The organism is Raineyella fluvialis (assembly GCF_009646095.1).
Classification (GTDB): Bacteria; Actinomycetota; Actinomycetes; order Propionibacteriales; family Propionibacteriaceae; genus Raineyella; species Raineyella fluvialis.
In genome coordinates, this window is sequence record NZ_CP045725.1 from 2,357,369 (window position 1) to 2,378,445 (window position 21,077).

24 protein-coding genes, 1 tRNA gene and 2 pseudogenes are annotated in these 21,077 nt (G+C 70.3%); 16 read left to right on the forward strand and 11 right to left on the reverse strand.

The genetic code is table 11. The annotated features are described in order from the left end of the window. The first annotated feature begins 109 nt into the window (after window positions 1-109). From Rai3103_RS10725 to Rai3103_RS10740, 4 genes are all read left to right on the forward strand, one after another. Window positions 110-715: an FtsB family cell division protein gene (locus Rai3103_RS10725; RefSeq protein WP_194793097.1), complete on the forward strand. Its 606-nt coding sequence runs from the start codon at window positions 110-112 to the stop codon at window positions 713-715. A gap of 43 nt (window positions 716-758) precedes the next feature. Beyond that, window positions 759-1,259 (forward strand): DUF501 domain-containing protein, encoded by a 501-nt coding sequence (locus Rai3103_RS10730; protein ID WP_153572606.1) that lies wholly within the window; start codon window positions 759-761, stop codon window positions 1,257-1,259. After that, window positions 1,259-2,200 (forward strand): Ppx/GppA phosphatase family protein, encoded by a 942-nt coding sequence (locus tag Rai3103_RS10735; RefSeq protein WP_153573711.1) that lies wholly within the window; start codon window positions 1,259-1,261, stop codon window positions 2,198-2,200. The genes Rai3103_RS10730 and Rai3103_RS10735 overlap by 1 nt, the downstream gene beginning before the upstream one ends. Window positions 2,201-2,239: 39 nt before the next feature. Next, window positions 2,240-2,312 (forward strand) — tRNA-Leu (locus Rai3103_RS10740). Window positions 2,313-2,495: 183 nt separating this feature from the next. On the opposite strand, the gene Rai3103_RS10745 is transcribed toward Rai3103_RS10740, so the two are convergent. Genes Rai3103_RS10745 through Rai3103_RS10765 form a run of 5 tightly spaced genes read right to left on the reverse strand, consistent with a single transcriptional unit; the run spans window position 2,496 to window position 5,630 of the window. Continuing rightward, window positions 2,496-3,551 (reverse strand): alcohol dehydrogenase catalytic domain-containing protein, encoded by a 1,056-nt coding sequence (locus Rai3103_RS10745; RefSeq protein ID WP_153572607.1) that lies wholly within the window; start codon window positions 3,549-3,551, stop codon window positions 2,496-2,498. After that, entirely contained in the window at window positions 3,548-3,811 is a 264-nt protein-coding gene (locus Rai3103_RS10750; RefSeq protein ID WP_153572608.1) for a hypothetical protein, read from the reverse strand. Before Rai3103_RS10750 ends, Rai3103_RS10745 begins: the two co-directional genes overlap by 4 nt. Next, window positions 3,808-4,470, reverse strand: coding sequence for a methylated-DNA--[protein]-cysteine S-methyltransferase (locus Rai3103_RS10755; protein WP_228488852.1), 663 nt, complete (start codon window positions 4,468-4,470; stop codon window positions 3,808-3,810). The genes Rai3103_RS10750 and Rai3103_RS10755 overlap by 4 nt, the downstream gene beginning before the upstream one ends. Beyond that, on the reverse strand, window positions 4,445-4,948 hold the full coding sequence (locus Rai3103_RS10760; RefSeq protein ID WP_153572609.1) for an RNA polymerase sigma factor: 504 nt from the start codon (window positions 4,946-4,948) through the stop codon (window positions 4,445-4,447). The genes Rai3103_RS10755 and Rai3103_RS10760 overlap by 26 nt, the downstream gene beginning before the upstream one ends. A gap of 52 nt (window positions 4,949-5,000) precedes the next feature. After that, window positions 5,001-5,630, reverse strand: a complete 630-nt coding sequence (locus Rai3103_RS10765) for a DNA-3-methyladenine glycosylase I (RefSeq protein ID WP_153572610.1) — start codon at window positions 5,628-5,630, stop codon at window positions 5,001-5,003. Between the two features lie 77 nt (window positions 5,631-5,707). Here Rai3103_RS10765 and Rai3103_RS10770 point away from each other — a divergent pair, with 77 nt between their 5' ends. From Rai3103_RS10770 to Rai3103_RS17815, 5 genes and pseudogenes are all read left to right on the forward strand, one after another. After that, window positions 5,708-6,523, forward strand: a complete 816-nt coding sequence (locus Rai3103_RS10770; protein WP_153572611.1) for a shikimate 5-dehydrogenase — start codon at window positions 5,708-5,710, stop codon at window positions 6,521-6,523. A 143-nt stretch (window positions 6,524-6,666) separates the two neighbouring features. Next, window positions 6,667-7,467 (forward strand): Bax inhibitor-1/YccA family protein, encoded by an 801-nt coding sequence (locus Rai3103_RS10775; RefSeq protein ID WP_153572612.1) that lies wholly within the window; start codon window positions 6,667-6,669, stop codon window positions 7,465-7,467. A 175-nt stretch (window positions 7,468-7,642) separates the two neighbouring features. Then, window positions 7,643-8,503 (forward strand): KPN_02809 family neutral zinc metallopeptidase, encoded by an 861-nt coding sequence (ypfJ, locus tag Rai3103_RS10780; RefSeq protein ID WP_228488853.1) that lies wholly within the window; start codon window positions 7,643-7,645, stop codon window positions 8,501-8,503. Window positions 8,504-8,516: 13 nt separating this feature from the next. Then, window positions 8,517-9,163 (forward strand): annotated as a pseudogene (locus Rai3103_RS10785) (DNA adenine methylase); the annotation flags it as partial. Between the two features lie 237 nt (window positions 9,164-9,400). Beyond that, window positions 9,401-9,598, forward strand: coding sequence for a hypothetical protein (locus tag Rai3103_RS17815; RefSeq protein ID WP_228488855.1), 198 nt, complete (start codon window positions 9,401-9,403; stop codon window positions 9,596-9,598). On the opposite strand, the gene Rai3103_RS10790 is transcribed toward Rai3103_RS17815, so the two are convergent. After that, entirely contained in the window at window positions 9,565-10,101 is a 537-nt protein-coding gene (locus Rai3103_RS10790) for a GNAT family N-acetyltransferase (RefSeq protein ID WP_153572613.1), read from the reverse strand. The two genes, Rai3103_RS17815 and Rai3103_RS10790, sit on opposite strands and share 34 nt — an antisense overlap. Window positions 10,102-10,170: 69 nt before the next feature. On the opposite strand from Rai3103_RS10790, the gene Rai3103_RS10795 reads away from it, so the two are divergent. After that, window positions 10,171-10,695, forward strand: a complete 525-nt coding sequence (locus tag Rai3103_RS10795; RefSeq protein ID WP_153572614.1) for a phosphoribosyltransferase — start codon at window positions 10,171-10,173, stop codon at window positions 10,693-10,695. Window positions 10,696-10,781: 86 nt separating this feature from the next. Here Rai3103_RS10795 and pntB read toward each other — a convergent pair. Both pntB and Rai3103_RS10805 read right to left on the reverse strand, forming a co-directional pair. Continuing rightward, window positions 10,782-12,184 (reverse strand): annotated as a pseudogene (gene pntB / locus Rai3103_RS10800) (Re/Si-specific NAD(P)(+) transhydrogenase subunit beta). 6 nt (window positions 12,185-12,190) lie between these two features. Continuing rightward, a complete protein-coding gene (locus Rai3103_RS10805; RefSeq protein WP_153572615.1) occupies window positions 12,191-13,741 on the reverse strand; it encodes a Re/Si-specific NAD(P)(+) transhydrogenase subunit alpha in 1,551 nt (516 codons plus the stop codon). Between the two features lie 124 nt (window positions 13,742-13,865). Between Rai3103_RS10805 and Rai3103_RS10810 the strand changes: the two genes are divergently transcribed. From Rai3103_RS10810 to Rai3103_RS10825, 4 genes are all read left to right on the forward strand, one after another. Then, window positions 13,866-14,192, forward strand: coding sequence for a hypothetical protein (locus Rai3103_RS10810; protein WP_153572616.1), 327 nt, complete (start codon window positions 13,866-13,868; stop codon window positions 14,190-14,192). A gap of 138 nt (window positions 14,193-14,330) precedes the next feature. After that, the gene (locus tag Rai3103_RS10815) at window positions 14,331-15,002 is read left to right on the forward strand and encodes a polysaccharide deacetylase family protein (RefSeq protein WP_153572617.1); all 672 of its coding nucleotides are present in this window, start codon (window positions 14,331-14,333) and stop codon (window positions 15,000-15,002) included. After that, window positions 14,999-15,211: a polysaccharide deacetylase family protein gene (locus Rai3103_RS10820; protein WP_153572618.1), complete on the forward strand. Its 213-nt coding sequence runs from the start codon at window positions 14,999-15,001 to the stop codon at window positions 15,209-15,211. The genes Rai3103_RS10815 and Rai3103_RS10820 overlap by 4 nt, the downstream gene beginning before the upstream one ends. A 33-nt stretch (window positions 15,212-15,244) precedes the next feature. Beyond that, a complete protein-coding gene (locus Rai3103_RS10825; protein WP_153572619.1) occupies window positions 15,245-15,898 on the forward strand; it encodes a hypothetical protein in 654 nt (217 codons plus the stop codon). Window positions 15,899-15,907: 9 nt separating this feature from the next. On the opposite strand, the gene msrA is transcribed toward Rai3103_RS10825, so the two are convergent. Next, window positions 15,908-16,453 carry a peptide-methionine (S)-S-oxide reductase MsrA gene (gene msrA / locus Rai3103_RS10830; RefSeq protein WP_338420015.1) on the reverse strand — a complete coding sequence of 182 codons (546 nt, stop codon included), beginning with the start codon at window positions 16,451-16,453 and terminating at the stop codon, window positions 15,908-15,910. Window positions 16,454-16,480: 27 nt separating this feature from the next. Between msrA and Rai3103_RS10835 the strand changes: the two genes are divergently transcribed. After that, window positions 16,481-17,167 carry a heme-binding beta-barrel domain-containing protein gene (locus Rai3103_RS10835; RefSeq protein ID WP_338420016.1) on the forward strand — a complete coding sequence of 229 codons (687 nt, stop codon included), beginning with the start codon at window positions 16,481-16,483 and terminating at the stop codon, window positions 17,165-17,167. Window positions 17,168-17,412: 245 nt separating this feature from the next. On the opposite strand, the gene Rai3103_RS10840 is transcribed toward Rai3103_RS10835, so the two are convergent. After that, window positions 17,413-18,099, reverse strand: a complete 687-nt coding sequence (locus tag Rai3103_RS10840) for a uracil-DNA glycosylase (protein WP_153572620.1) — start codon at window positions 18,097-18,099, stop codon at window positions 17,413-17,415. Further along, a complete protein-coding gene (locus Rai3103_RS10845) occupies window positions 18,096-19,340 on the reverse strand; it encodes an MFS transporter (RefSeq protein ID WP_153572621.1) in 1,245 nt (414 codons plus the stop codon). Before Rai3103_RS10845 ends, Rai3103_RS10840 begins: the two co-directional genes overlap by 4 nt. A gap of 125 nt (window positions 19,341-19,465) precedes the next feature. Here Rai3103_RS10845 and Rai3103_RS10850 point away from each other — a divergent pair, with 125 nt between their 5' ends. Beyond that, entirely contained in the window at window positions 19,466-20,794 is a 1,329-nt protein-coding gene (locus Rai3103_RS10850; RefSeq protein WP_153572622.1) for an AI-2E family transporter, read from the forward strand. The last annotated feature ends 283 nt before the right edge of the window (window positions 20,795-21,077 follow it).

Here is a 21,077-nt window from a genome sequence, read left to right on the forward strand (position 1 = left end):
GACCTGATCGGCCACACTGGAGGGCGTGGCAGACCAGGGACATGACCGAGCGGGAGCCGGACCGGATCGAGGGACACCTCGTGATCGGACCGGCTCCCGCTCGGCGTCCGTGCCCGTTTCCGCGGACGCCGCCGACAGCTCCGCCGCGCGGGCGGTGGGACCGAGTGCAGCCCTACGGCTGGTTCTGCTCGGCACAGTCGTCGGGGTGCTGCTGATCTCGGCCGCGGTCAGCCTGCAGATCTACTTCCGCCAGCAACACCAGATGGCCTCCCTGGGCGCCGAGGTCACCCAGCGGCAGCAGGCCATCGACGAGCTCCACCGCCAGCTCTCCGCGTGGGACGACCCCGCCTACGTCCGACAGCAGGCCCGTCAGCGCCTCGGCTGGGTGATGCCGGGGGAGACCGGCTATCGGGTGATCGGATCCGACGGCAAGCCCCTCGAGGGCGCACAGCTCGACAGCCAGCGCAGCGACCAGGCCACCCCGGCCACGGACGCGTGGTGGATGAAGATGTGGGGCAGTACGGCGACGGCGGACCGCCCGACCCCGGCCACCGACGTCCCGGTCGGCACGAGCACCGCCTCACCCTCTCCGTCCGCGGCGTCCCCCTCGGCGCCGTCATCGGCCGTGTCGAACGGCGCGAAGGCCTCGGGGAGCGCGACACCAGGCTCGGCCCGTACGCTCACCTCCGTGCCGGAAGGCGGCCCCACCCCCTGATCGCGAGGGCGGTCGACGCCGGCCGCGTGGGAGACTGGGCCCCATGGCCGAACCGATGAGCCCCGAGGACGAGCAGTTGATCACCGCGCAACTCGGACGGATGCCCCGGGGCGTCGTCGGCGTCGCGTGGCGCTGCCCCTGCGGCAAGCCCGGCGTCGTGGCCACCGCACCCCGGCTCCCCGATGGGACGCCCTTCCCGACCACCTACTACCTGACCTGCCCGCGCGCCACGGCAGGATGCTCGACCCTGGAGGCCTCCGGCCTGATGGTCGCGATGACCGACCGGCTGGCCACCGATCCGGAACTGGCCGCGCACTACCGGCAGGCCCACGAGTCCTATCTGGCGGATCGGGAGGCGCTCGGCCACGTCGAGGAGATCGACGGGATCAGCGCCGGCGGCATGCCGACCCGGGTGAAGTGTCTGCACGTCCTCGCTGCCCACGCACTGGCGGCGGGCCCGGGTGTCAATCCGTTGGGCGACGAGACGCTGGCGGCGTTGGGTGAGTTCTGGAGCCGTCCCTGCCTTGAGGAGCGGGACGCGTGATGCGGGCCGCGGGCATCGACTGCGGGACGAACTCCCTGCGACTGCTCCTCGTCGAGGGGGAAGCCGGCGGCGAGCCCCCCGCCGAGATCTCCCGGCACCTTCACATCGTCCGGCTGGGAGAGGGCGTCGACGCGACCGGCGAGTTCTCCGACGCGGCGTTGGAGCGCACCTTCGGTGTGCTCGACGAGTACGCCGCGAAGATCCGGGATGCGGGCGTCGCGCCCGGGCACATCCGGATGGCGGCGACGTCTGCGGCGCGGGACGTCCGCAACAGGGACCGCTTCATCGCCGGTGTCCGCGAGCGGTTGGGCATCGAACCCGACATCATCCCCGGCGACCGGGAGGCGGAGCTGTCCTTCCAGGGGGCGGTGCGCGGTCTCCGCGCGGCGGGCGTGGAGGTGGCCGGCCCGGTGCTGGTGACCGACGTCGGCGGGGGCTCGACCGAGTTCGCGCTCGGCGAGCCCGACGGCACGATGCGGGCGCTGACCTCGTTGGACATCGGCTCGGTCCGTCTACGCGAGCGTACGTTGCCCGGTGACCCGCCCAGCGAGGCGGAGATCCTCGCCACCCGCGACGTCGTCGACGCGGCGCTCGACGCTTCCGGTCTCGACTTCGGGGCGGTGCGCGAGTGGGTCGGCGTGGCGGGCACCGTGACGTCGCTGATGGCGGCGTACCTGGAACTGCCCGAGTACGAGCGGGCCGCGATCCACGGCGCCCGGATGCCGCTGACCGCCCTGCGGGCGCTGGCCGATCAGTTCTGCGCCCGGACGGTGGCACAACTGCGCCAGATCCCGTCCCTGCACCCCAAGCGGGCCGAGGTGATCAGCGCCGGGGCGGTGATCCTGGAGCGGATCTCCCGGCGCCTCGACGTGCCGGGACTGCTGGTGTCCGAGTCCGACATCCTCGATGGGGTGGCCGACTGGGCCCTGCGTGGCCGCTGATCACCCCCCGACGTCGCGGATCGTACGATCGCGTTGACGGCCCCCGTAGCCCAATGGCAGAGGCAGGCGGCTTAAACCCGCTCGAGTATGGGTTCGAATCCCATCGGGGGCACCCTGGACGATCCTCGAGGCTCGCCCCGCCGTCGACCGGCATCTGCGCAGCGGAGGGGATCTGCGCAGCTGAGGGATCTGCCTGTCTGAGGAGGAATTCGGGCCGAAACCTCCTCAGAACTGCAGATCCCCTCAGATATCCGGCTGGCAGGAAGCGCCCCACTCCGGTAGCGACCCTCGCCACCTAGTTGTGCAGCACCGCGCGGGACCGGAGCTTCCCCTGGGCGAGGAGCTCCAGGGCCGTGGCGGCCTCGCTCATGGCGAAGCGCTCGGTCACCGTCCGGACCTTGCCTTCGGCCGCGAGCTGCAGGACCGTGCGCATCTGCTCGCGGTTGCCCAGGATGGAGGCCTTGATGACCTGGCCCTGGTTGAAAGGGAAAGACGGGAGGTTCAGCGGGACGGCCGTGACCAGCGTCCCACCCCACTTCAGCGTGCGCAGGGCCTGAGCAGTGACGGCGTCGGAGTCGGCGAAGGTCAGGACGGCGTCAGCGGAGTCGGCGATCTGCTCAAGCGCTGCGGGGTCGGTGGAATCGACCGTACGGGTCGCGCCGAGCTCACGAGCAACCACGAGGTGCTCCTTGGTGCGGCCGACGGCCACCACATCGGCACCCGTGAGCAGGGCGAACTGGACCGCCATGTGGCCCACGCCCCCGAGCCCGAAGACGGCGACGGTGTCTCCAGGGCCGACATCGAGCTTGTCGACGACGCCGAACGCGGTGATCCCCGGGCAGAACAGCGGCGCGGCATCGATGAGGTCAAGGCCCGCCGGGATGGGATACGTGTGGGCGGCGGTGGCGACCATGTATTGGCCGTAGCCGCCATGGACGTGCTCGCCGGTGATCACCCGCTGGTGACAGAGGTACTCGCGCCCGCTGGTGCAGTATTCGCACTCCTCGCAGGTCCACCACAGCGGCTGGACGCCGACGGGGTCGCCGAGGGCGAAGCCGGTCACACCCTCGCCCAGGGCGGCCACCCGACCGGTGACTTCGTGGCCGGGGATGATCGGGTTGATGGCGGGGACGCCGTCCGCAGCCCAGTCACCTTCGATCATGTGCAGGTTGGAGCGGCAGACACCACAGGCGACGACTTCCAGCAGCAGCTGGCCGGGTCCCGGTGCCAGGAGGGAGGTCTCACGCCAGTGCAGCGGGTGTGCGGAGATGGGGCCGGGGTGTCGAGTTCGTTCGCAAACATGGAAGCCATGTACCGACCGTAGAAGGCTTGACCCCCGGCCGTCTGTCACATCAGCAGTCGTGTGAGCGCCACCTCGGCATCCGGACTACCGGCATCGGCGAGCCGTTGCAGTTCGAGCAGGTCGCGTCGGGCCACCGCGCGGCGGGTCAACAGGGCCCCGGCGTGCGCGCTGCCCTCGTCGAGCAGCTCGGAGAGGGTCGGCAGATCGTCCTCGGCGTCGGCGAGATCGGCCAGCCGGTCCAACGCCAGCTCGTTGCCCTCGTCGGCCAGAGCCCGCAGGGTCTCCCGGTCGAAGTTGTTGTCTGTCATGCCTCATCCTCCCGCGTCGTCCCCGCGCGTTCCAGGGCCAGTAGTGCCTGCTTGGCCGCCGTCCCGCCCAGGTATCCCCCCAGGCCGCCATCGGTCCGCACCACGCGATGACAGGGCACCACGATCGGCAGGGGATTGGTGGCACAGGCACTCCCCACAGCGCGGGTGGCCTTCGGATTGCCGACACGCTCGGCGACCTCGCGGTACGTCAGCGTGTGCGCGTAGCGGATGTGGGGGAGGTAGCGCTGAACCGCCTGCCGGAAGCCGGACGACAGGGCGAAGTCGACCGGCACGTCGAAGGAATGCCGAGTGCCGGCGAAGTACTCCTCCAGTTCACGCGCTGTCGGGTCGAGCCGTCGCGGCGCTGCCAGGATCCGTGGGCTGATCCGGGTGGCCAGCATCTCGAGGACCGCGTCGAAGCCCTCCAGCTCGAAGGCGACGCGGACGAGTCCGCCTTCCGTCGCGGCCAGCAGCAGGGGACCGAGGGGGAGTCGACCGTACGGTACGCGAGATCGAGCAGGCCCTGCTCGGTAGCGGCTCTGATCAACCGCGCCTCGAGAATGGAGATGTCCTTCCCTGACACCCTGGGGAGCTGATCGCGCTCGGTGCCGCCCGGAGCGCTGCTGTCGGTGATCATCGCGCTTCTCCTTCCCGGGCATCGCCCGCTTCGTATCGCCGTCGTAGGGCACGCAGCCCGTCCGACGCGGCCCGGCGCACCGCCACCGGGCTCCCGCCGATCAGCTCGGCTGTCTCCGCATGGGAGAGCCCGCCGAACCAGTGGTAGGCGATCGCCAAGCGTTGCCGCTCCGGCAGCCGTGCCACCTCGGCCCACAGCTCATCGCCGTCCGCGTCGGCCCCCGGCGCCCCGATCGTCGACACCTCGTCGGGGAGCGCAGCGCTCGGCAGCGCCCGGCGGGCGCGCGCCCGGGTGATGTCGATCGCCTTGTGGTGCGCGACCCGTACCAACCAGGCCTCCATGTTCGTCACCTCTCCCAGCCCGGGCCACGCGGTGAGCGCGGCGAGGAACGTCTCGGACCAGGCGTCGTCCGCGTCCGGCCCCGGGCCGAGCACGGCGCGGCAGACCCGGAGCACGGTGGCTCCGTGGTCATGCACGACCCGTTCGAACGGTTCTCTCATCTCCATCACCCCGTAGACGTCGGCGACGGCGGATGTGTGAGGTGGCGCCCGATCACGACCAGACGCCGGAACTGCCCCGCCGGTGCGACCCGACGAGATGGGTGTCCACGACCCCGACCGCCTCCATCAGCGCGAACATCGTCGTCGGACCGACGAAGACGAACCCCTCGCCCCTCAGCGCCTTCGCCAGTGCCTCGGACTCGGGCGAGCGGCTGGGGATGTCGGCGAGGCGGAGGGGCGAGGGGGTCGTGGCCGGGCGGAACGACCACACCAACGCGGCGAGGCCGCCGCGCTCGCGCAGGGCGAGCGTGGCCCGGGCATTGGTGATCGTCGCCTCGATCTTGCGGCGGTTGCGGACGATCCCCGTGTCCGCCAGCAGCCGGGACACCTCGGCCTGCCCGTAGTCGGCGATGCTGGCGGGATCGAAGTCGTCGAAGGCGGCCCGGAAGGCCGGACGCTTGCGCAGGATGGTCACCCAGGACAGCCCGGACTGGAAGGCCTCCAGGGTCAGTCGCTCAAACATTCCTCGTTCGTCGCGGACCGGCAGGCCCCATTCGGTGTCGTAGTAGTCCCTCAGCAGGGGGTCCGTCGCGGCCCACACCGGGCGGGCCAGGCCGTCCTCACCGATGACCAGGTCGGAGGAGGTCCGCTCGGGTTCCCCGGCGGGTGGAGGGGTCGACATGTCCTGATCGTACGTGGGGGCCGCCATGCCCGATGCCCCTCCGCTTCGCTGTCGGTGGTCTGTCCCACAATGGGCCCATGCCCATCCTGAACAAGGACATGACCCTCTGCATCTCGCTGTCGGGGCGGCCGTCCAACCTCGGTACCCGTTTCCACAACTACCTGTACGACAAGCTGGGCCTCAACTTCATCTACAAGGCGTTCTCCACCGACGACATCGAGGGGGCCATCCGGGGAGTCCGAGCGCTGGGCATCCGCGGCTGCTCGGTCTCGATGCCGTTCAAGGAGGCCGTGATCCCGCTGGTCGACGAGATGGAGGAATCGGCCGCCGCCATTGAGTCGGTCAACACGATCGTCAACGACGGTGGCCGTCTGTCGGCCTCGAACACCGACTACGAGGCGGTGGCCAGTCTGCTGGCGAGTCATCGGGTGGACCCCAGCCTGCCGGTCCTCGTGCGTGGCTCCGGCGGCATGGCCAAGGCCGTGGTCGCGGCCTTCCGCGGCGCCGGGTTCGACGACCTGACGGTGCTCGCCCGCAACGCCACCGCGGGGCCCGCCCTGGCGGACAAGTACGGCTACCGCTGGACCGCCGACGACCCCGAGCCCGGGGCCCAGGTCCTGGTGAACGTCACTCCGCTCGGCATGGACGGACCGCAGTCGCAGGTGCAGTCGTTCTCCGACGAGCACGTCGCGGCGGCGAGCGTGGTGTTCGACGTGGTGGCCTTCCCTGCCGAGACCCCGCTGGTGCTCGCGGGCCGGGCCCGGGACAAGCAGCTGATCACCGGCGCCGAGGTGATCGCCCTGCAGGCCGCTCGCCAGTTCGAGCGCTACACGGGCGTCGCGCTGACCTCGGAGCTGGTGGCCGAGGCCTCGGAGTTCTCCCGGGCCGAGTGACGCTGCCCGGGTGGCCGGTGCGGTCGCTGCCCACCTCAGGGGTCCTCCGGGTTTGTCCCCGGTCCTGCGGCACGACGCACCGGAACCCTCCGCGGCCTCCCTACCATGGGGGACGTACCTCCTGAACAGAAGGAATCCCGCGCATGCGTTCCAAGAATCCCGTGCTCAACCGCTCGGCCGCGTTCAACCCGCAGGCCGGATACCAGGCCGGTCGTGTTCCGCAGTACCAGGGGCAGGGCTTCGACCCGTACTCCGCCCCGCAGCCCGTCGACCGGATGACGATGGACGACGTGGTCACCAAGACCGCGCTCACCCTCGGCGTCGTCGTCCTCGCCGCCGCCTTCTCGTGGTTCCTGGTGCCGCCGGCTCTGGTCGGCGTGGCCTGGATCGGCTCGGCGATCGCCGCGCTGGTCGTCTCGTTCCTGGTCGTCGGCCGCCGGGGCGTCCGCCCCGGGATGGTCATCGCGTACGCCGCCCTCGAGGGCATCTTCATCGGGATCTTCTCCAGCTTCCTGGAGCGGCTGTTCCCCGGCATCGTGGTCCAGGCGGTGATCGCCACCTTCGTGGTCGCCGGGATGGTCCTGGTCAGCTACAAGATGTTCAACCTGAACCGCTTCGCCAGCCGGATCTCCCGCGGCCTGATGATCGCCACCGGCGCTCTGGCGGTCGTCTACCTGCTCAACTTCGTGCTCTCGATGTTCGGCGTCCACACGGGCATCATCGGGTACGGCCCGCAGGCCGGTGGCCTGGCCTTCATCGTCACCGCGGTGGCGATCGTGCTGGCCACGATGAACCTGCTCGTCGACTTCGCCGCCATCGAGGACGGTGTCCGCATGGGCGCTCCCGCGGAGCAGTCGTGGGTCGCGGCCTTCGGCCTGACCGTCACCATGGTGTGGCTCTACACCGAGCTGCTCCGCCTGCTGTCGTACTTCCGCCAGAACTGACCCGGTCCTGGCCGGGACGTCCGGCCCCGCCCGTCACCTCCGGTGACGGGCGGGGCCGTGTCGTTCCCGGGGCCGCGGCGGCGGCTGCGGGATACCATCGAGCAGTCGTTGCCCGTCCCATGGGGTCGCGGCCGACCTGTCCGCTACCGGTGAGCCGACGATCAGTGGGGAGACCATGATGAAGTTCAACGAGAATGCCGACCTCGATCCGTCCCGGTCCAGCTCGGGTGGCGGAGGTGGGGGCCGGATCGTCGTCGGCGGCGCGGGCGGCCTCGTCCTCATCCTCGTGGCCCTGTTCTTCGGCATCGACCCGGCCAACCTGCTGGGCGGCCAGACCGTGGACACCACCGGCGGCAGCGGGCAGAACACCCTGCAGAACTGCACGACGGTCAAGGAGATCAAGACCGAACCAGAGTGCCGCTTCGTCGCCTACCAGAACTCGCTCGACCGGTACTGGGGCTCAGTGGTGCCCAAGTTCACCCCGGCCGAGCGCTTCGTGATGTTCTCGGGCCAGACGCAGACCGGCTGTGGGGCCGCCACCGCCGCGGTGGGACCGTTCTACTGCCCCTCCGATCGGATGATCTACCTCGACGAATCGTTCTTCAGCACGCTGCAGCAACAGTTCGGCGCGACCTCGACGCCCGCCGTGGAGGCGTACGTGATGGGGCACGAGTACGGACATCACGTGCAGAACGAGATCGGTGTGCTGGCGAAGGTGACCAAGAGCGGCGCCGGCGCGGACTCGGCCTCCGTACGGTCCGAGCTGCAGGCCGACTGCTTCGCCGGTGTCTGGTTCGCCAACGCGACGAAGGACCCGAAGAGCCCGATCGCCGAGGTCAGTGAGCAGGACATCCGGGAGGCGAGGAACGCCGCGCAGGCGATCGGCGACGACCGGATCCAGCAGGAGACCTCCGGGCGGGTAGATCGCGAGTCCTGGACCCACGGGTCCTCCGCGCAACGGGAGAAGTGGCTCCTGCAGGGCTACCGCACCGGTGATCCGAACGGGTGCGACACTTGGTCTGCGCGCACCCTGTGAGCGGGCGCAGCCGGTGATCAAGTACCTCGGGTCGAAACGCACGCTGGTCCCCGTTCTCGGTCGGCTGGCCGGGGCGATCGAGGCGCGCACCGCGCTCGACCTGTTCACCGGCACCACGCGTGTCGCCCAGGAGTTCTGCCGGCGCGGGGCGTACGTCACGGCCGTCGACACCGCCCGCTACTCCGAGGTCTTCGCCCGCACGTACGTGGAGGCCGACGCCGCGCGCGTCGACCTCGCCGAGGTCAGAGCGGCGGTGGATGAGCTGAACGCCCTGCCCGGCCAGGACGGGTACGTGACCGAGACCTACTGCCGGCGATCCCGCTACTTCCAGCCGCACAACGGGCGGCGCATCGATGCCGTCCGGCAGGCGATCGAGGAACGGTGGGCAGGCACCTGGCTGTGGCCGGTGCTGGTGACCAGCCTGCTCGAGGCGGCGGATGCCGTCGACTCCACCGTCGGATTGCAGATGGCCTACCTGAAGACCTGGTCGCCGCGCTCCTACCAGGAGCTGCATCTCGAGGTGCCATCCTTCACCCCCGGCACCGGCCGGGCCGTCCGGGCCGACGCGGTGGCGGTCACGGGTGACCTGCCCCCGGTCGACCTCGCCTACCTGGACCCCCGTACAACCAGCACCGCTACTACACGAACTACCACATCTGGGAGACGCTGGTCCGGTGGGACGAGCCGGAGGTCTACGGGGTCGCCTGCAAGCGGGTCGACTGTCGCGATGAGGAGACGAAGAGTCCTTTCAACAGCCGCCGCCAGATGGCCTCCGCCCTTGCCTCGGTGCTCGGCGACCTGCGCGCGGACGTCGTGGCGGTGTCCCTCAACGACGAGTCGTTCGTCAGCCGCGCCGAGGTCGAGGAGATGTGTCGGGCCCGCGCGGAGCATGTGGAGGTGCTCGCCTTCGATGCCCGGCGCTACATCGGGTCGGTGATCGGGGTGTACGACGGCACCGGCCGCAAGGTCGGTCGTCCGGGTCGGCGCTCGACGACCGAGTTCATCGTGCTGGCCGGTGACCGGGAGCGGCTGGCCGCTGTCGAGGCCGCCGAGGCGGAGGGTCAGCGCAGCGTCAGCAGCATGGTCTCGGAGTGACCGCCCGCCCCGACGGTCCGGAAGCCCAGGTCGAAGTACAGCCCGATGGCGGGATCGAACGCGTCGACCCATGCGCTGAGCCCCGGTAGTCCGCGCGACCTGGCCGCCAGGATCAGCGACTCGGCGAGCGTACGACCGAACCCGCGCCCTCGGAACTCCTGCCTCACCCACACCCGCAGCTCCGGCGCTTCCACACTGACGAATCCCGGCCCCGGCGCCTCGGCGGTGAAGAAGACGGTCCACGCCAGGCCCACCGGCCGACCCTCGAGTTCCCCGACCACCCCGAAGGGACGCCGGTGGTGGGGGATGCGCCCGTCCGGGTCCGGCGCCTGCTGCCCCTGGTGCCCGGGCGATGAGAAGTCGACCAGGTAGCGGGCCAGGGTGGGGTCGGTCCGCAGCCCGTCCGTGCGCATTGTCGGAGGGCCGGGTTCCGGTGCCACGGTGTCGAGGAGAGCCTCCTCGAGGAGTGCGGTGTCCTCGGGTCCGGCCCAGCGCAGGTGCATGCCGGCAGCCTACCGGCGGGCCCGGAGCCGGGCGCCGGCCCGGTGGCACGGGGCGCTAGGGTGAACCGCATGAGTGAGGAGCACGAGGTCCTGACGTACACCGATTTCGGTGTGGCCGTCCGGGAGGTCGCCCAGCGGATCGTCGACGACGGGTTCGTCCCCGACATCATCATGTGCATCGCGCGAGGCGGTCTTCCGTTCGGCGGGGCCCTCGGTTATGCCCTGGACATCAAACAGATCACCGAGATGAACGTGGAGTTCTACACCGGGGTCGACGAGCGCCTCCCGGCCCCGATCCTGCTGCCTCCCAGCCCGCAGCCGCATGACCTGCGCGGGCTCAAGGTCCTGATCGCCGACGACGTGTCCGACACCGGCACGACGCTGAAGTTCACCCAGGACTTCCTGCAGCAGTACGCGGCCGAGACGCGCACCGCGGTGATCTACGAGAAGCCGCACACGCGTCTGCACGCCGACTTCGTCTGGCGCTACACCGACCGCTGGATCGACTTCCCCTGGTCGACCCTGCCGCCGGTGAGGCGTCGCAGGCCGGTCGCGGCGGCAGAGCAGGGAGCGCCGGAGGGTGCGCAGGCCTGAGCCCTCGGGGTCGGAAGGCATCGCACGGTGAAAGGGGGCCGGGCGGATCGTGATCCGCCCGGCCCCCTTCGTGTCCCTCGTCCCCGTCAGAGGGCAGCGATGATGTCCTGCACCCGTTCCTTGGCGTCTCCGAACAGCATCTCCGAGTTGTCGCGGAAGAACAGCGGATTCTGCACACCGGCGTACCCGGGGTTCATCGAGCGCTTGAAGACCACGACGGAGCGCGCCTTCCACACCTCGAGCACAGGCATCCCGGCGATCGGGGAGTCCGGCTCGTCGAGCGCCGCCGGGTTCACCGTGTCGTTGGCACCGATCACCAACACGACGTCGGTCTCGTCGAAGTCCGGATTGATCTCGTCCATCTCCTCGACGATGTCGTACGGCACCTTGGCCTCGGCCAGCAGCACGTTCATGTGGCCGGGCAGCCGGCCCGCCACAGGGTGGATGCCGAAGCGGACCTTGACGCCGCGCTGCCGCAGCTTCGCGGTGAGTTCGGCCACCGGGTACTGCGCCTGGGCGACGGCCATCCCGTAGCCCGGCGTGATCACGACGGACTTCGCGCCGACCAGTTCCCGCGCGACGTCGCTGGCGGACGTCTCGTGGAAATCGCCGTACTCCTTGGCCTCACCGCTGGACTTGGTGGTGCCCTCCCCGAAGCCGCCGAGGATGACCGAGACGAAGGAACGGTTCATGGCCGTGCACATCAGGTACGACAGGATCGCACCGGAGGATCCGACGAGGGCGCCGGTGACGATCAGCAGGTCGTTGCCCAGCATGAAGCCTGCCGCGGCCGCGGCCCACCCGGAGTACGAGTTGAGCATCGAGACCACGACCGGCATGTCGCCGCCGCCGATGGAGGAGACCATGTGCCAGCCCAGGAACAGCCCCAGGGCGGTGATGAGCAGCAGCGGCAGCAGGGTCGGCGCCAGGACGAACCAGACCACCAGCGCGACGCACACGACCAACACCGCCAGGTTGAGGATGTTGCGGCCGGGGATCATCAGGGGCTTGGACTTCAGCCGGCCGCTGAGCTTTCCGAAGGCGACCAGCGAGCCGGTGAGGGTGTAGGCGCCGATCAGCACGCCGACCGAGACCTCGATCAGATGGGCGGCGTTGTCGGTGGCGTTATGGGCGGCGGCGACCTCGAGGAACGAGTTGACGCCGACCAGCACGGCGGCCAGACCGACGAACGAGTGCAGCATGGCGATCAGCTGCGGCATGCCCGTCATCTCGACGGTCCAGGCGCGCCACGTGCCGATCACGGCACCGATGAGCATCGCGGAGCCGATCAGCGCGGCGGTGATCCAGAAGCCGCGGGGGCGGTGGTGACTGCCTGGGTGATGACGCCGCCGACGGCGATGAACATGCCGAGCATGCCGGCGACGTTGCCCAGGCGGGCGGTCTCGTGCCGGGACAGGCCGGCCAGGGCGAGGATGAAGAGGATGCCGGCGATGATGTACGCGGCCGGCACCATGGAGGTGAGTTGCATCGTCGCTCAGCCCTTCCGGAACATGGCCAGCATCCGGTTCGTCACCAGGAAGCCGCCGAAGACGTTGATGGACGCGACCAGGATGGCCACCCACGACAGGATCGTCACAGCGATGTTGTCGCTGCCGACCTGGAGCAGGGCGCCGACCATGATGATGCCCGAGATGGCGTTCGTCTCGGCCATCAGCGGCGTGTGCAGAGCGTGCGTGACGTTCGAGATCACGTAGAAGCCGACGAACACGGCCAGCATGAGCACCATCCAGTGCCCGAGGATGCCGAGCGGGGACAGCCCCCCGATGACGAAGAAGATCACCATCCCCAGGCCGGCGGCGACCAGGTTGCGGGTCCGCTTCCGCTGCGCCGCAGCGATCGGATCCTCGGCGGGCTTGGCCACCTCCGCCGAAGGCGTGGTCACCGGGGTGGGGGCGGCCGAGACCTTGACGGGTGGCGGCGGCCAGGTGACGGCGCCCTTGCGGGTGACGGTCATCGACCGTACGACCTCGTCGTCGAAGTCGAGCACGAGCTGGCCGTCCTTCGCCGGGGTGACCAGCTTGAGCAGGTTGACCAGGTTGGTACCGAACAGCTGCGAGGCCTGCCGCGGCAACCGGCCGGCCAGGTCGGTCCAGCCGATGATGGTCACCCCGTTGTCGGTGACGACCTTCTCATCGGCCCGGGTGAGCGCGGTGTTGCCCCCCGTCGAAGCGGCCATGTCGACGATGACACTGCCGGGCTTCATGGCGGCGATCATCTCGGCGGTCAGCAGGATCGGGGCGGCCTTGCCGCGGATCTGCGCGGTGGTGATGACGATGTCCGCGTTGCGCGACTCCTCGGCGTACATCCGGGCGGCGAGCTCGGCCTGGTCGGCCGACATCTCCTTGGCGTAGCCGTCGGAGGACACGGTGGTGTCCACCGCGCCGACCTCCACGAAGGTGGCACCCATCGACTCGATCTGCTCACCGACCTCGGGACGTACGTCGAACGCCCGCACCTGGGCACCCATCGAACCCGCGATGCCGATGGCGGCCAGACCGGCCACACCCGCACCGACGACGAACACCTGGGCCGGCGGGACCTTGCCGGCCGCTGTCACCTGGCCGGTGAACATGCCGCCGTACGCCTGGGCGGCCTCGATCACCGCCCGATAGCCGGCGATGTTGGCCATCGAGGACAGCACATCCAGCGACTGTGCCCGGGAGATGCGGGGCACCGCATCCAGCGACAGGGCGCTGATGCCGGCATCGGCGTAGCGCTCCGCCACCTCGGGATGCAGGGCGGGGGACAGCATCGAGACCAGCGTGGCACCCGGTGACATCAGGGCGAGCTCGTCGTCGGTGGGTGGGTTGCAGCTCAGCACCACGTCGGACGCCCAGACCTCCTGGGACGTCCCGAAGCTGGCGCCGGCCTCGGCGTAGGCGGTGTCGGGGAAGTCGGCGCGCTCGCCGGCTCCTCGCTCCACCACCACGTCGTAGCCGAGCTTGAGTAATTGCGGAACAGTTGACGGAGTCGCGGCCACCCGGGTCTCGGATGGTGAGGACTCTCTGGGCACTCCGATTCGCACCGTGGACCTCCTTCAGCACTACGAAGCGTAGTGGACCGACAGGGGGACCGCGAACTCGGCGTCCGCGTCCCGAGGATGGCCGGAGAGAACGCTTCGGTTCCCGGCCCGCCCCTATTGTGGGCACATGGGTACGACAACGAAGTTGCGCAGCGCCGAGGACGTCAATTCCGCCCTGGTGGCCGCGACCGGAATCCTGGGCGGCTACATCATCGCGCGCGAGAGCGGGGTCCGGTCCCTGGGCACCCTCCCGTTGCTGGCGGGCGTGGTCTGGGCGGGACGGACGTGGCTGGCCAAGCGGGGCCCGGTGACCGCTGCCGTACTCGGCACCCTCTACGTGGGGGCGTTCGGCCTCTCGCACCCGTTGGCGAAGAAGATCGGGGCCTGGCCCAGCGTCGCCGTGGTCACCGGCGCGGTCGCTGCGGCCTCGTACGTCGCCGTCGACCGGGGCTGAAGCTCGCTCACACGGGGTGGGTTGACCACCCGTACACCTCGTGTTCGCCAGCCCGACACCACGCCGGCCTATCCTCGCCCCGGCTGTGGGGTCCCCCGCGGCCGGACCGGCAGAGCGGGGAGCACAGTGGGGCGGGCGATGCGGCGAGGGATCGCGGCGGCGGTGGTGGTGCTGTCCGGCGTGGCCGTGACCGGCTGCGCCCCCGCGGGTGCGATGTCCGGGGCCTCGAGCCCCTCCCCGGTGGCGGCCCCGGTCGCGCCGCCTCCTCCACCGGCCCCGACGGATCTGCACCCGGGCACCAACCACGCCTACCTGGCCGATGCCTATGCCTATCCCGCCGCCGACGTCCACGCGTGGCTGGTCGACGGGGCGAAGGCCGCGAACTACCCGCAGCGCAGGATCGCGTTCCTCACCTTCGACGACGGGCCCAGTAACTCGACCACGCCGAAAGACCTCGACATCCTCCGGGCCGAGGGCGTCCCGGCGACGTTCTTCTACATCACGGGGCCCATGGGGCTGGCCAAGGTCGACCCCGCGGTTCCGCATCGCGCCCTGGCAGAGGGACACGCTGTGTGCGTCCACAGCCGCTCGCACAACTACCACGAGCTCTACCCGGGGCGCAGGGCCGATGCGGAGCACGTGGTTGCGGACCACGAGAGGGCGATGGGTGACCTGCGTGGAGTCTTCGGCGCCGACTTTGCCGCCGGCTGCTATCGCTACCCGGGGGCCACATGTCCTGGCGAGGGATGGCCCCCGCTGATGCGGCGCTGGCCGAGCGGGGCGTCCACTGGATCGACTGGAACTCGATGACCGGCGACGCGGAACCGCCGCAGCGGGCACCCCACAGCGCCGACCAGGCAGCCATGATGGTGCCGGCCGAGTTGGCGGCGGTGAAGGAGCCGAACGTCGCGGTGGTGCTGATGCATGACGCCGAGGGGATGACGCTGTCGACCGACGCCCTGCGGACGGTGATCCACGGCCTGCGCGACAAGGGCTACGAGTTCGGCGTCATCTCCTGAGAGACTCGCAGCGGACGGGCATAGGGTCGGACCATGGCTGCCCCCGAAGCCCTCCCCCGAGTCACCCCACCCGCGGGGACGATGCTGCTGCACCGATTCACGGTGAAGCCGCACCATCTGGACGACTATCTGGACATCTGGCCCGATGAGGTGCGGCTGCGGCAGCGCCACGGGTACGCCGTCCACCGGGCGTTCGTCGAGACCGACGCCGAACCGAAGTTCAGTTGGCTCTACAGCCACCCGGATCCCGCGGCAGGGGAGCGGGCGGTGCTTGCTGATGCCGACCTGGCCGATCTCGAGGCCCGCAAGGCTCCGCACGTCTTCCGCAACGTCACTGTGCGGCCGGTGCGGGTCGAAGTGCTGACCCGGGCGACGGAGACAACCGTCGCCGGGCGGATCGCCATCATGCGTCGCTACTCGATCACCGGGTCCTGGCCGGGCTTCCTGGACGTGTGGCGCAGGATCGTCCCGGTCCGTGAGTCGTACGGGTTCCGCTGCCTGTTCGCGGTCGCAGACGAGCCGAAGGACCTGTTCACCTGGGCCTTCGACTTCGAGGGTGACTGGGCGGACTTCCCGGCGGCCCAGCGCGGGTACTACCACGACCCGGCCAGGATGGAGCTGCGCGGCGTCTTCGATTACATGGCCGACTACTCGATCCACCCGGCCAGGCAGCTGCTGCTGCCGTGAGCGACCGCGTCAGGCGCAGGTGACGCCGGTCGAGTGGATCGGGCAGTAGCCGTTCGGGTTCTTGATCAGGTACTGCTGGTGGTAGTCCTCGGCGTACCAGAAGGCCGGTTCCCCGGTGGCCGGGTCGAGCCGCGTGATCTCGGTGGTGATCGCGCCGTACCCGGCGTTCGTGTACGCCTCCGCGTACGTCTCGAGCAGTCGGCGGGCGACCTCCTCCTGCTCCGCCGAGACCGGGAACAGGGCCGAACGGTACTGCGTGCCGACGTCATTGCCCTGCCGGTAGCCCTGCGTCGGGTCGTGAGCCTCGAAGAACTGCTTGACCAGCGCCTCGTACGTCACCCGGGTGGGGTCGAAGGCCACCCGGACGGTCTCAGCGTGACCGGTGCGGCCGGTGCAGACCTCCTCGTACGTCGGGTTCGGGGTGAAGCCGCCCTGGTAGCCGACGGCGGTGTTGGTGACTCCGGCGGTGTTCCAGAACATCTTCTCCTCGCCCCAGAAGCATCCCAGCGCGAAATAGGCCAGCTCCGAACCGTCCGGGGTCGCGTCGTCGGGCACCCCGAAGACGAGGTTGTCCGGGGCGGGGTGGGGAGAACCCGCCGGCTGCGCCCCGGCAACGCCTGCTCGGGGGTGACCATGATCGGCTCGGGGCGGCGGAACTGGAACATGCTCCGAGCGTACGTTCCGGGTGGCCCGTGGACCAGAGTCGTCGGTCCCGGCAGCACGATCGGTGGCGCGGAGAGTGGTTTCGCCCACATGCCCCTGGGGCATCGTCGGGAGTCGCTACGATCACTGGCCATGGAGCTCACTCCCAACCTCGTCCCGTTGTCCCGGCTCGTCGGCACCTGGGCCGGCGATGGTAGCGGGGGCTACCCCACCATTTCGCCGTTCACCTACCACGAGGAGATCACCTTCGCCTTCGTCGGCAAGCCGTTCCTCGTCTACACCCAGCGCACCCGCGGTGCCGACGGCACGCCGATGCACATGGAGAGCGGCTATCTGCGCCATACCGGCGACGGGCACCTCGAACTCGTGCTGGCGCTGCCGACCGGCCAGGTGGAGCTCGCCGAGGGCTCCCTGGACGCCGACGCCGACACCCTGACCCTCGAACTGGACGCGCGGGTCTGGTCGACCTCGACCGCCAAGGATGTCTCCGCGACCCGTCGGACCTACCGGCTCAGCGGGGACACGCTGGACACGGTCCTCGACATGGAAGCGGTGGGGGAGTCGATGAGCCGCCACCTCGAGTCGCGGCTGGTGCGCCAGGGCTGAGGGGTTCAGCGGGGACTGTCCGGGGACCGTACGTCGGGTCGGGTGTCCGGGACCGTCGGGGCGGCGTTGCGGCACAGCCGCCGCGCTTCCGGGCGGACGCGGCCGGTGCACTTCGATGCCGCGCGTCGGCGGGCCGCATCGGAATGCGAGCGCAGCGGGTGGCAAGAACCGCGGCGGGTGGCAAGAACCGCGGCGGGTGCCCAGAACCGGGGCGGCTGGCCGGGACCACCGCGCGGGGGACCGCCTCAGGCCCGGTGCCGCAGGTCCCAGTCGATCGGCTGGCCACCCTGCTCCACCAGGAGGGCGTTCGCGCGGCTGAAGGGCCGGGATCCGAAGAACCCGTTCCGCGCACTCAGGGGTGACGGGTGTGCGCTCTCGATCACCGGAACCGGCGACAGCATCGGGGCGAGGTTGCGGGCGTCGCGGCCCCAGAGGATCGCCACCAGTGGACCGCCACGACGGGCCAGGGCCCGAATCGCCGTTTCCGTGACCTCCTCCCACCCCTTGCCGCGGTGCGAGGCCGGCTTGCCGGGTTGCACGGTCAGGCACCGGTTGAGGAGCAGCACCCCCTGCTCGAACCAGCCGCCCAGATCGCCGTTCGGCGCCGGTGGGATGCCCAGGTCGGCTTGGAGCTCCGCGTAGATATTGCGCAGACTCGCCGGCAGCGGCGACACGTCAGGGGCGACGGAGAAGCTCAGCCCGACCGGATGTCCCGGCGTCGGGTAAGGATCCTGGCCGACGATCAGCACCCGGACGTCGGCCATCGGCCGGGTGAAGGCGCGGAGCACCCGATCACCGGCGGGAAGGTAGCCGCGTCCTGCGGTGATCTCGGCGCGCAGGAAGTCGCCCATGCGCGCCACGACGGGCGCGACCGGGGCCAGCGCCTCGGCCCAGTCGGGCGCCACCAGGTCGGGCAGTGGACGGGGCGTCATGCGTCCGGGGTCATCGGTGCGGTCTCCTTCGTGGGGACCGGTGGCGTCCGGCGCGGCATCCGCGCGGAGGCGAGCGCCGCCAGGCCCATCAGCAGGGTAGCCGTCACGTACGCGAACGGGATGCCGACCCGATCGGCGATGACGCCGGCGACGATCGGTCCGAAGATCTGCCCGGCGTCGGACGCCATCGAGAAGACGGCGACGGGCGTGCCGGAACGCGGCCCGGCGATGTCGCCGACGGTCGCGGCGGGCGCGGTGCCCATCAGGGAGACGGCAAGCGCGTACGCACACAGCACGCCGATCAGGCTCCCCACGTCCGGGACGAACGCGACGGCGAGCATCGACAGTCCCCCGATGAGGCTGCCGGTGATCATCGCGGGGCGGCGCCCGATCCGGTCGACGAACAGGCCGGCGGGCCGCAGGGCGATGGTCTGGACCACGGACGCGATGGCGATCGTCAACCCGGTCCAGACCGGGTCCCGGTGCAGGACCTCGACGACGAGCACGGGGGTGAGGGAGCTTCGGATGCCGAGGGAGCTCCAGCCGTTCGCGAAGTTGCAGACCAACGCGGCCTGATACCGGGAGTCGGCCAGGATGCGACGGAACGGGCGGCTGAGCGCCACCTCGGCCACCGGTCGAGTGCCGCCGGTGGAGGCGCCGGGCCGGTGCAGCATCACCATGCCGACCACAGCCGCGGCCACCAGGGTCCCGGCATAGAAGAAGAACGGTGCCCGGATCGACACCGCCGCCAGCAGGCCTCCGACGGCCGGCCCCGTCATGTTGCCGATCAGGAAGCCGGTCTGGAACGTCCCGGTGGCCCTGCCGCGGTGGGAGTCGGGCACCGAGCGGATCAGCAGCGTCATGGCGGACACGGTGAACATCGCCGACCCGATTCCCCCGGCGGCCCGGAAGACGAGCAGTTGCCCGTACGACCCGGCGAGACCGATCGCCGCGCTGGAGGCGGCGACGATGAGGATCCCGATGGCGAGGATGACCCGTTCTCCGGCCCGGTCGATCAGCCGTCCCGTGAACGGACTGGTCACCAGGCGCATCACGGCGAAGGCGGAGATCACCAGACCCGTCTCCAGTTGGCCGACGCCGAAGGAACGGGTGAAGACGGGCAGGACCGGGATGACGACGCCGAACCCGACGGCCACGAAGAACGAGATGACCCCGAGCACGTACACGTCGGCCGGGAGACGGTCGACGCCGGAGCGTCGCAGGAAGGTCGGCCGGGTCATTGGTCACACTCTAGTCCGCTGCCGGCGGGGCACCGGAGGCTGCTTCGCAGGTGTGAGTGGTCGGCGGACGGGTAGGTTGGAGGAGCCACACCAGCGACATTCCAGGGAGCCACAGCGTGGACGACATGACGGCACAGGACGTCGGGCCTCGGGCCGCCGACGCTGCTTCACAGGGCCAACGGAGGGACGGGATCCCGCCCCTCGCCGCGCCCGAGATCGCCGAGAGGTCGCTCGGCTCCGCCGAGTCGGTCCCACCACCGATCCGGGTGGCGGCGTCGTGGACCTGGCGGATGCTCCTGATCGGGGTGGGGATCGTCGCCCTCGGGTACGTGCTGCGGTATTTCTCCGGGCTCACCGTTCCCCTGGCGGTGGCGGTCCTGCTCGCCGCACTGCTGACGCCGCCGAAGTCCTGGATGGTCCGCCACGGGGTCAACCGGGCGCTGGCTGCGGGCCTCAGCCTGGTCGTCGGGCTGGTGATCGTGCTGGGCGTGCTCTCCGGGATCATCCTGCAGGTCGTCGCCCAGGCCCCGACACTGGTGAGCTCATCCCAGGGCGGCATCGTCAAGCTCATCGCCTGGCTGAGCGACGGCCCCCTCCAGCTCGCCCCCGACCAGGTGCAGAGCGCCCTCGGTCAGTTGGCCTCGCAGGTCCCGGACAAGCTGCAGTCCTGGTCAGGGCAGATCCTCGGGGTCGCGGCCGGGCTCGGTTCGTCGGTGGCGAGCTTCTTCGCCGGGGCGTTCACCGCGCTGTTCGCGCTCTTCTTCTTCCTCTACAGCGGTCGGTTCCTGTGGGCCTCGTGCCTGCGGATCGTGCCCAAGCGGGCCCGGCCAGCGGTCGACCGCGGCGCCACGCTGGGCTGGAAGGCGCTGATGGACTACGTACGGTCCACCGTGCTGGTCGCCTTCGTCGACGCGCTCGGCATCCTCATCGGTGCGCTCGCCCTGCAGGTGCCGATGGCCGGGGCGATCGGCGCGCTGACCTTCCTGGCCGCGTTCGTACCGATCGTCGGTGCCGTCGTCGCCGGCACCATCGGGGTCCTCATCGCCCTGGTCACCAAGGGCTGGGTCGCCGCGCTGATCCTGCTCGGTGTGGTCATCCTCGTCCAGCAGCTCGAGGGCAACGTGCTCGCCCCGCTGCTGCTCGGCAAGGCGGTCTCCCTGCACCCGCTGGCGATCCTGCTCGGCATCACCATCGGGGTGACGCTGGGTGGGATCGCGGGTGCGGTCGTGGCCGTCCCGGTGGTCGCGTTCATCAAGGTCTTCTCCGACTCGCTGAGCGCCCGCGACTGGCTCCGTCTCGCCCCGGCGGGAGACCTCCGCCTGACGTACGACGATGTGGTGGCCAGCAACGCTCTCGGCGACGGGACGGCGGAGACGCTGCATATGCAACTCGACCCCACCCGTCCGACGACCGCGGACCTCGACCTGCGGCGACGCCGGCGCGGCAAGGCCTGAGGCCTCACGAGGTGGCACCCTGACCCGGCCCTGATTCGGCGCCGCCGGGGTGGGACGCCCGGGACGCAGCTCCTATGGTTGACGCATGGACACGCCTGACCTGAGCCGGATCCTGGCAGACCTCGCCGCCGGCAGGATCGACACCGCGGAGGCCAGTCGCCGGATCGAGGAGCTCCAGGGGAGTGCACCGCCCTCGGGCGAGGACCAGCGGGCCGATGCAGCGCGAGCCGCCACTCCCGAAGACGCCTCTCCCCAGCCCTCCGACAGCGCGTCCACCGGTCCG